Here is an 8,842-nt window from a genome sequence, read left to right as displayed (position 1 = left end):
GCGCTGCGCTGCGCGCAGCGCGGCCGTCCCGCTGCGCGGGACGGAACAATGCTAGGTGCCCGCTGCGCGGGCACCGCATCCCGCTTCGCGGGATGCTTCATTGGGGTACCGCGCAGCGGTACCCCAATGAACTTGCCTGCTTTGTAGGGCAAGTTGTGCTTGCGCTTCGCGCAAGCACCCCGGAGCCACTGCATGACTCCGCCAAGCCGGCCGCACAGCGGCCGGACGCACCTACGAAAGTCCCGGCCTCGAGCAACTGCGAAGCAGATGCGTACCCGCACTCCACAATTCCAGCGAGCCGGCCTCCGCTGCGCTCCGGCCCACCAATCCTGACGCAACGTCATGACGCAGAAGAACAAAGCGTCGGGGGAAACAGGTCTGACCTAGATCCGCCAGGAAAGGCTTGAAGCAGAAGGGGCGACTCAAACACCCCCGAGCAGTAGCTGCTTGAGTGAGCCTGCGGTGTTGCTTCAAAGTAAGTAGCAGATTCGTACTGGATCACGGCACCCCTGCCGGTCCAACCGCGCATGCCCGGATGGCTCACCCCGACGAGGCACGCTCGCAGCAGGGCCTCGGGCGCACCGGCCGGGACTGGATGCCGGTGGATGGCGGTCGTTCCGCCCGAGGCGGTCGCGATGCGGGACCAGTTACTGCGAGGTAGCGGCTGGAAGGGCGTATAGAGAGATGCATATAGAGGGGGCGATCATCACCGCAGGTCAGGGGCCATGTGATGTAACGCTGAGGGCTATTCGAGTGTCAAAACGGGACGCGCCTTTCCCCTCTGGGGGAAAGGCGCGTGAGTGAGAAGTGACGTCGGAGATCATGTGAGGTTCCCTCCGGGGGGAATCGCCCGTAACCGCCAGCACGCGCACATCGTTCCCCTGTAGGGGAAAGTCCTGGATGAGGAGCGGTATGGGCGGGGCCAAGCCAGCGGTGAACACCCGGACTGGGGAGTACGTCCAGCTTGAGCTCCTGCGCCCGGACGAGAAGCCGTACCTCTGGAGCAGTGGCGGGCGGCACGTCAACGTCAGCAAGTCGCTCGCTGCGGGCATCTGGGCAAAGGACAGTGGTTACACCAAGAACGACAAGCTCGTATACGGCTACTACCTGTTCAACTCACCCCCGGGGGAAGAGCCGTTGCGGCAAAGCTTCCGGGAAATCGGTGCCCACCTGGAGCTGCGCCCGAACGCGGTGAGCAGGTCTGTCGGCAACCTCCACCGCGGAGGTCTCCTCCTGGAAGCCGAGATGGTCGGCCGCGTCATTTTCTACAAACTCAATCCTCGCGCCGCCTACGACGGCTCCTCCGGGCAACAGCGCAAAGCCACCGAGACCGCCCGACACCCCGTAGTACCCTGCCCACCGCAGAAGACGAAGGAGGCGTCCTGATGACACCCGCCGCCGAACCTTTCGGCGCCCACTTCATGGACGCCAGCGAACTCCACGACCTCCTGCTGCGCTCCCAATTGAAGCAAGGCGCGGATCTGAAGGTCCTGCTGTACTACGCCACGGCCGTCCCTGTCGGTGAACCCGTACGGACCACCGCCACCGACATCGGCAGACAACTCGGCCTCAGCACGACCAGCGCCTCACGCAGCATCGGCCGACTCACCCAGCAAGGCTGGCTCCAGCACGCCTACACCGCCGTCGGCGTCAAGTTCTACCGCCTCGGCCCCAACGCCATCCCCCTGGCACCACACCCAGACCCCGCAGACAGCCTCGACAAGCCTCTCGCAGCCGTTCGCCAACTCCATCCCCGCCCCTACCCCTGAAAGCGCCTCAGCGGCGCACACAGCAACTTGCTCTCACACAGGCGCGGCCAGGAGGATCTCGTACGCTATTCCCCTCCAAGGGAAACGTGTCAGCGAGAGCCTGTGACGGCTCTCATTGAGCCGCTCGGTTCAGGCCGGGCGACGGCCCATCGCCAGCAAGTGGGAGCTGGCCGCCAGCAGTTCCGGGTAGGGCTCGGCCAGGCGGGCTGCTGCGAGGGCCGATTCGAAGAGGCTGGATTCCTGGAAGGAAGAAGTCGACGCCTTCCTCGACGACGCCCTCGACGGCGGACCCGTCATCTGCGACCCCCACGGCCGCCGCTACCACGCACTCGTCCCCCGCCAGCATGCCCCGCAGCTGGCGCCAAGCAGCACACGAATGGCGAGCCAAGCTGGTCGTCGAGCTGCTCGGACGCGGCACCTACCTCGGCGTACCCAGTCTGGAACAGGTGAATTTCGACCCTCGCTCGTGCCCTTCGTACTGGGCCGTACCCATGCCCTCCCCCACCGCCTTGTGCGCGCCACTCAAAGCCGCACGGCCCCTCGCAGCAGCACAGCACACACTCACCGACGAAACACAGTGACCCACGACCCACACCAGAACGTCACGACCCCATCCCGGAATCAGTAGCGCAGCTCCAGCTGCTCGATGTCCGTGAACTCCACCAACAAGCCCTCAGCACGACGGCCCGCGTCACGGAAGTACATCTCCCCCAAGCCCTCCGCCAAAATCGCCCGCAGCTCGGCCTCGGGCGCGCCGGCCTCCTGAGCCGCGAACAGACGGGCCGCGTACTCCGGGGGCAGCAGCTGGTTGAGGTAGCGGGTGCGGGGGTCGTCGGTGGTGCCCACCGCGGCCGTGAAGCCGAAACGGGCCCGGGTGGAGAGGAAGACGCCGTCCGTGGTCGCCGCACGCTGTCTCGCCCGGGCCCGGACACGAGGCTGCCAACGGTGACGGACCTCGCGATAGAGACGGTCCGCCAGAGGTGGGCGGGGAGATTTCAGCCGGCCCTTCACATAACGCTCCACCGTACGCCGAGAGACACCCAGCAGGACCGCCACCGGTCGTGTGCCCTTCAACTGCCGTACCAGGAAACGCATCTGCGCCTGCGCCGACCCCGGCACCGGACGAGTGAAATGCTCCGCATCCGCCTCATCCAAACTATCCCCGATGTCCGCCATCCAACCCCTCACTTCCGGTGGACCTCCGATGAGGAAACAGAGCTGGTGGGGGTCAGGTCACGGGCCCGGCGCTATACAGCAGACCTTGAACACACCGCCCAACACCAGCCAGAGCTCAATACGTTGACCGTCCAAGGAAAGACGCCCAAACGAGGAACCCCGTCTCCGGGGCACCGGTGGTGGGGTTCCTCGGGTTTGTCGTTAGAAGACGATCAGTTGGCGGCCTCGTAGGCCGCCTGCTTCGAGGCGGCGGTGGGCTTCGGGGGCCTGGGTGGGGGTGAGGTGGGTCGCTGTGCGGGGGGTGAGGATTCCCTTGGCGGCCAGGGTGGTCAGTTCGGTCAGCGTTTCGGCCTTGTGGGGGTGGGCGAAGACGTTGAGGCGGTGGTGGATGGTGTCCGGGGGGAGTTCGACCGGGTCGTGGCGGCACTGGACGTAGTCCGACTCCGGTTTGAGGACCGGTAGCAGGGGGGCGCCGACCGCTGCGGCGTCGATCAGGGCGTCGACGCCCTCGGGGGCCGCCTCCAGGTAGTCCTCGGCGGCGCGACCGACCGGCATGGCGCCCAGGGCGCGCAGCAGGTCGTGGTCGGCTTCGGCGGCGCCGGCGATGATGCGCAGGCCGCGGTGGGCGGCGAGTTGGACGGCGTAACCGCCGAGGGCGCCGGTGGCGCCGCTGACGGCGATGGTGGCGCCCGCCGGCAGGTCCAGGAGGGTGAGGGCCTGGTGGGCGGTGAGGGCGTTCATGGGGAGGCCCGCGGCGTCCACCGGGTCGAGCTCGGGGGGCAGGGTGGTGGCATCGGATTCGGGGACGACTACGTATTCCGCCTGGGCTCCGCCTTCGGGGCGCAGGGGGTTGACGTAGGCGATCACCTGGTCGCCGGGAGTGAAACGGGTGCCGGGGCCGGTGGCGTCGACGGTGCCGGAGGCGTCCATGCCGGGGACATAGGGGGCGGGGATCTTCTCCAGGGCCGGCGCCAGCAGGCCGGCGCGCAGGCCGATGTCGACGGGGTTGACGGCCGCCGCGGTGACCTTGACGCGGATCTCGCCGGGGCCGGGCTCCGGGACGGGGCGGTCGATGACGGTGAGGACGTCGGGGGCGCCGAAGCGGGGGATGGCGATGGCTCGCATGACGGGCGGGAGCCTCCGTTCTGGCCTGGGTGAGAGTGCCGTACGGGGGATGCTCCGCCGGGTGGCTTGCGGTGGGTTTGGGCGGCCCTTGCGTGGGGGGTGCCGTCAGTTCCGTACGCGTGCCGAAGTCTGCGGGGTGAGGTGGCGGGCGAGCACCTCGAGGGCAGCGTGGATCTCCTTCAGGCGCTCGGGGTCCGCCTCGTCGCCCAGGGCCGCGGTGAGGGCGCCCTCGATGCTGCTGGCCCGTACTTCGGCGACGCGGCCGGAGAGGTGGGGGGCCTGACGGACCAGGAGGCGGCGGCGGTCGGCGGGGTCGGGGGCGGTGACCACCGCGCCGGCCTCCTTCAGGCGGGCGACGGCCGTGGAGACGGCGCTCTGCGGCAGGCCGGTGCGGGTGGCGATCTCGCCGACGGCGCTGTCGGGGTGGGTGGCGAGGTCGCCGGCCACGATGAGGACGGTGCGGACGCTGCCGCCGTAGCGGGATGCGCCGCCCTCGGGTTCCGGCATCGCCGCCTCGCCGATCTTGGTCAGGGTGCGTCCTAGGAGGAACAGCTCGACTCCATTCATGGCAGCCAGATTACATCGAGATTGATTCATCACGGAAGATGCATCTTGCTTGATGCATCAAAAAAGATGGGTTATCGTCGATGTCAGGCACCCGGGCACCACCGGGTCGGAGCAAAGGAGCACCGCCGTGCGGAAGTGGCGAGCGAACCCGTGGGCAGTCCTGGTGACGCTCTCGCTCGGGTTCTTCATGACCCTGCTGGACCTGACGATCGTCAACATCGCGATCCCGGACATGATGAGCGGCCTGGGTGCCTCGCTCGACCAGACGCTGTGGACGGTCAGCGGCTACGCGCTGGCGCTCTCGGTGATGATCATCAGCGCCAGCCGGCTCGGGGACCTGCACGGGCCGCGGACCTTATTCGCGGCCGGGCTGGCGGTCTTCACCCTGGCCAGCATCGCCTGCGGGCTCGCGCCCACCGCAACGGCCCTGATCGTCGCGCGGGTCGTGCAGGGGCTCGGGGCCGCGCTGCTCACCCCACAGACGATGACCCTCATCGTGGCCGTCTTCCCGGCCGACCGGCGCGGGACCGCACTCGGGATCTGGGGGATGGTCGCCGGTCTCGCCACCCTCACCGGGCCCACCCTGGGCGGTGTTCTGGTCTCCGCCGCGAGCTGGCGCTGGATCTTCCTGGTCAACGTGCCCGTCGGGATCGCCGCGCTGGCCCTGACCTTCCTGGTGGTGCCCGACATCCGGCCCGGGCGGGCGCACCGCTTCGACCTGACCGGGGTGCTGCTGTCCACCGCCGCCCTGTTCTGCCTCGCTTTCGGGCTTCAGGAGGGCGAGAACTACCACTGGGGTACGGGGATCCAGGCGCTGCTCGCCGCCGCGGTCGCGCTGGGCGCCGCCTTCGTGCTGCACCAGCGGCGCCGGCAGGACCGGGAACCGCTCGTGCCCTTCGCGCTGCTGCGCGACCGGAACTTCACCGCGATGACCGCGCTGGTCGGGCTGGTGTCCGTGGCGATGCTCGGGCTGGTGCTGCCGTTCAACCTGTACCTTCAGTCGGTGCTGCACCTCAGCGCCGTAAAGGCCGGCCTGGTACTCGCCCCCTCGTCCCTGGTGTCGATGACCGTCGGGCCCTTCGCCGGGCGGCTGGCCGACCGTATCGGCGGCAAGTACGTCCTGCTGACCGGCCTGTGCTGCTACGCCGCCGGCATCGTCGCCATCACTCTGACCGCCGGGCCCGCCACCGCCTGGTACGCGTTCATCCCGGCCACGCTCGCCACCGGCCTCGGCGTCGGCTGCATCATCGCCCCGATGTCCACCGAGGCCATGCGCAACGTCCCGCCGCAGCTGGCCGGTGCCGCCTCCGGCATCAACAACACCGTCCGGCAGATCGGTTCCGTGGTCGGCGCCGCGGCCGTGGGCGCGCTGGTGCAGGGCCGGCTCGCCGCGGAGCTGGCCGGGGGGAAGACGTACGGCGCCGCCTTCGTAGCCACGCTGCACACCACCGCGGTGCTGCCGCTGGCCGTGCTCGCCGCCGGTGCCGTGGCTGTCCTGCTGCTGCGCCGCCGCACCGGCGGGCGGGCGACGGCCTGCAGCCCCGCCCAGGCCACGCAGCAGCCCGCCGCCAGCCACTGACCCTCACGTCCCTCGGCAGACAGGCCGGTGCCGGCGCCCTTCGACGGGCGCCGGCACCGGCCTGTGCGGGTCTGTCCGGTCCGGGCTCACACCACCCCCTGCGCCAGCATCGCGTCGGCCACCCGCTCGAAGCCGGCGATGTTGGCGCCCGTCACATAGTCGCCCGGGGCGCCGTAGCGCTCGGCGGTCTGCCAGCACAGGTCGTGGATGTCCCGCATCACGGCCGCCAGTTCGCTCTCGACCCGCTCCCGCGGCCAGGCCTCGCGGCCACTGTTCTGCCGCATCTCCAGTGCGCTGACCGCCACTCCCCCGGCGTTGGCCGCCTTGCCCGGACCGAACGCCACCCCGGCGTCCCTCAGCACCCCGGCCGCGGCCGGGGTGACGGGCATGTTCGCGCCCTCCGACACGGCCTTCACCCCGCCGCGCACCAGGGCCAGCGCGTCGGCGGCGTCGAGTTCGTTCTGCGTCGCCGACGGCAGCGCCACGTCGGCCGGGACCTCCCACACCGAACCGCCCGGCACGAACTCCGCCGAACCGCCCCGGCGCTCCGCGTAGTCCCGCACCCGGCCCCGTTCGACCTCCTTGACCTGCTTGAGGAGGTCGAGGTCGATGCCCTTTTCGTCCACGACGCAGCCGTCGGAGTCGGACACCGTCACCGCTCGCGCGCCCAGTTCGTGGAGCTTCTCGATGGTGTAGATCGCCACATTGCCCGAGCCCGACACCAGCACCTGCTGCCCCGGCAGGTCCTCGCCGCGCCGTCGCAGCATCTCGGCCACGAACAGCACGTTGCCGTACCCGGTGGCCTCCACCCGCCCGGCCGAGCCGCCCCAGTCCAGACCCTTGCCGGTGAGGACGCCGGCCTCCCACCGGTTGGTGATGCGCCGGTACTGGCCGAACAGGTAGCCGATCTCCCGGCCGCCGACCCCGATGTCCCCTGCCGGTACGTCCGTACGGTCGCCGATGTGCCGGTACAGCTCCGTCATGAACGACTGGCAGAACCGCATCACTTCGGCGTCCGAACGCCCGCGCGGGTCGAAGTCGCTGCCGCCCTTGCCGCCGCCGATGCCCAGGCCGGTCAGGGCGTTCTTGAAGATCTGCTCGAACCCGAGGAACTTCACGATGCCGAGGTTCACCGACGGGTGGAACCTGAGGCCGCCCTTGTAGGGGCCGAGCGCGCTGTTGAACTCCACCCGGAAGCCACGGTTGACGTGCACCCGGCCGCGGTCGTCCTGCCACGGCACCCGGAAGAGGATCTGCCGCTCCGGCTCGCAGATCCGCTCGACCAGTGCCGCCTCCCCCAGTTCGGGCCGGGCCGCCAGGACCGGGTCCAGCGTCTCCAGGACCTCTCTGGCCGCCTGGTGGAACTCCGGCTCGGCCGGATTGCGGCGCACGACCTCGTCGAACCGAGCGGCGAGTCTGTCCCGAGCGGATGGTGATGTCACAGAGCAACCCCTTCCGGGCCAATGACATGTGAACAGTCGTCAGTACAGTCCCGCGACCTAGGATTCCGGCAAAGCACCGCACGACCCCGGGATCGTGGCGTGTCGCAGCACCGCGACGGCGGCCGCCCGGCCCGCGCCCGCCTCGACGTCGTGCACCGCCCAGCCGGGCGGCGCCGCCGCCCGCGCGCCGCATCCGACGTACGGCTCGGCGCCCCCCTGGGCCAGGCCCAGGCCCGTGCCCTTCAGACAGGCCTCCTTGCGCGCCCAGCAGCGGGCGAACGCCGTCGGCCGCGCGGACGGGGGCAGCGCCCGCAGTTCGGCCCGCTCCCGCGGATGCAGCGACCCCGCGGCCTCGGCCGCCGTCCGGGGCGACGGCACGTCCTCGACGTCCACGCCCACCGGCGCCGCCGCCACCGCGGCCAGGGCCAGGTCTCCGGCGTACGCCAGGGAGAAGTACGGCACCGGTCGCGTCCCGTCGGCCGCCACCACGGGACGGCCGTGCGGGCCCCCGCACTCCCGGCAGGGCGCCCGGGTCAGGGCCACCTCGCGCGGCGGCACGTCCAGGCAGGCACCCAGCAGGCGGCGCAACGCGAGGTGGGCGGCCCGGTAACGGGCGCGGTCGCGTTCCCGTACGAACCCGTGCAGGCGGGCCCGTTCGGCCGTGTCCAGGACGTCCACGGGATCGTCCACGGCCGACGGGTCGATCAGCCACAGGCGCGGCTCGTCGGGGGCGCCGCTGCCGGGGGCGGGCAGGGCGGCGGTGCCGTAGGGGGCGGGCCGCTTCACGAAGTGCCGGTGATCTCGCAGATGGCCGCGCCGGAGCTGATGGACGCGCCGATCCCGGCGGACAGGCTCTTGATGGTGCCCGCCTTGTGGGCGTTGAGGGGCTGTTCCATCTTCATGGCCTCGAGTACGACGATCAGGTCGCCCTCCTCGACCTCCTGGCCCTCCTCGACGGCGACCTTCACGATCGTGCCCTGCATCGGGGAGGCGAGGGTGTCGCCGGAGGCGGCCGGGCCGGACTTCCTCGCCGTGCGGCGTTTGGGCTTCACTTCCGCCGTCGGTCCCGTACGGGAGGTCGGGATCGTCACCTCCAGCCGTTTGCCGCCGACCTCGACGACGACCGTCTCACGGCCCGTCTCCTCCTCCGCCTCGGCGTCGGCCGGAGCGGTGAAGGGCTTGAT

9 protein-coding genes and 1 pseudogene are annotated in these 8,842 nt (G+C 70.3%); 3 read left to right on the top strand and 7 right to left on the bottom strand.

Annotation, left to right across the window (positions count from 1 at the left end; all coding sequences use genetic code 11):
* Positions 1 to 912 precede the first annotated feature (912 nt).
* Positions 913 to 1,386 (top strand): helix-turn-helix domain-containing protein, encoded by a 474-nt coding sequence (locus ACWGJM_RS48630; protein ID WP_453418216.1) that lies wholly within the window; start codon positions 913 to 915, stop codon positions 1,384 to 1,386.
* Positions 1,386 to 1,769 (top strand): MarR family transcriptional regulator, encoded by a 384-nt coding sequence (locus ACWGJM_RS48625; protein WP_453418215.1) that lies wholly within the window; start codon positions 1,386 to 1,388, stop codon positions 1,767 to 1,769. The genes ACWGJM_RS48630 and ACWGJM_RS48625 overlap by 1 nt, the downstream gene beginning before the upstream one ends.
* A 129-nt stretch (positions 1,770 to 1,898) precedes the next feature.
* Here ACWGJM_RS48625 and ACWGJM_RS48620 read toward each other — a convergent pair.
* The 4 genes and pseudogenes from ACWGJM_RS48620 to ACWGJM_RS48605 form a co-directional block, all read right to left on the bottom strand.
* Positions 1,899 to 2,003 (bottom strand): annotated as a pseudogene (locus ACWGJM_RS48620) (SAM-dependent methyltransferase); the annotation flags it as partial.
* Between the two features lie 387 nt (positions 2,004 to 2,390).
* Positions 2,391 to 2,945: a telomere-protecting terminal protein Tpg gene (gene tpg, locus ACWGJM_RS48615; protein ID WP_453418214.1), complete on the bottom strand. Its 555-nt coding sequence runs from the start codon at positions 2,943 to 2,945 to the stop codon at positions 2,391 to 2,393.
* Positions 2,946 to 3,146: 201 nt separating this feature from the next.
* Positions 3,147 to 4,070, bottom strand: a complete 924-nt coding sequence (locus tag ACWGJM_RS48610; RefSeq protein ID WP_453418213.1) for an NADP-dependent oxidoreductase — start codon at positions 4,068 to 4,070, stop codon at positions 3,147 to 3,149.
* Positions 4,071 to 4,175: 105 nt separating this feature from the next.
* The gene (locus ACWGJM_RS48605; protein ID WP_453418212.1) at positions 4,176 to 4,637 is read right to left on the bottom strand and encodes a MarR family transcriptional regulator; all 462 of its coding nucleotides are present in this window, start codon (positions 4,635 to 4,637) and stop codon (positions 4,176 to 4,178) included.
* Positions 4,638 to 4,764: 127 nt separating this feature from the next.
* On the opposite strand from ACWGJM_RS48605, the gene ACWGJM_RS48600 reads away from it, so the two are divergent.
* Positions 4,765 to 6,216 carry a DHA2 family efflux MFS transporter permease subunit gene (locus tag ACWGJM_RS48600; protein ID WP_453418211.1) on the top strand — a complete coding sequence of 484 codons (1,452 nt, stop codon included), beginning with the start codon at positions 4,765 to 4,767 and terminating at the stop codon, positions 6,214 to 6,216.
* 86 nt (positions 6,217 to 6,302) lie between these two features.
* Here the strand turns inward: ACWGJM_RS48600 and gdhA are convergent, their stop codons facing one another.
* The 3 genes from gdhA to ACWGJM_RS48585 all read right to left on the bottom strand — a co-directional run.
* Positions 6,303 to 7,658 (bottom strand): NADP-specific glutamate dehydrogenase, encoded by a 1,356-nt coding sequence (gene gdhA / locus ACWGJM_RS48595; RefSeq protein ID WP_453418210.1) that lies wholly within the window; start codon positions 7,656 to 7,658, stop codon positions 6,303 to 6,305.
* Between the two features lie 57 nt (positions 7,659 to 7,715).
* Positions 7,716 to 8,444, bottom strand: coding sequence for a 4'-phosphopantetheinyl transferase family protein (locus ACWGJM_RS48590; protein ID WP_453418209.1), 729 nt, complete (start codon positions 8,442 to 8,444; stop codon positions 7,716 to 7,718).
* Positions 8,441 to 8,842: biotin/lipoyl-containing protein (locus ACWGJM_RS48585; RefSeq protein WP_453418208.1), on the bottom strand; the 402-nt coding region annotated here is incomplete at its 5' end. The genes ACWGJM_RS48585 and ACWGJM_RS48590, both read right to left, overlap by 4 nt.

The organism is Streptomyces sp. NPDC054834 (genome assembly GCF_053611185.1).
Note: the sequence above shows the minus strand (reverse complement) of the source record. Positions and strands in the feature narration are given on the sequence as shown.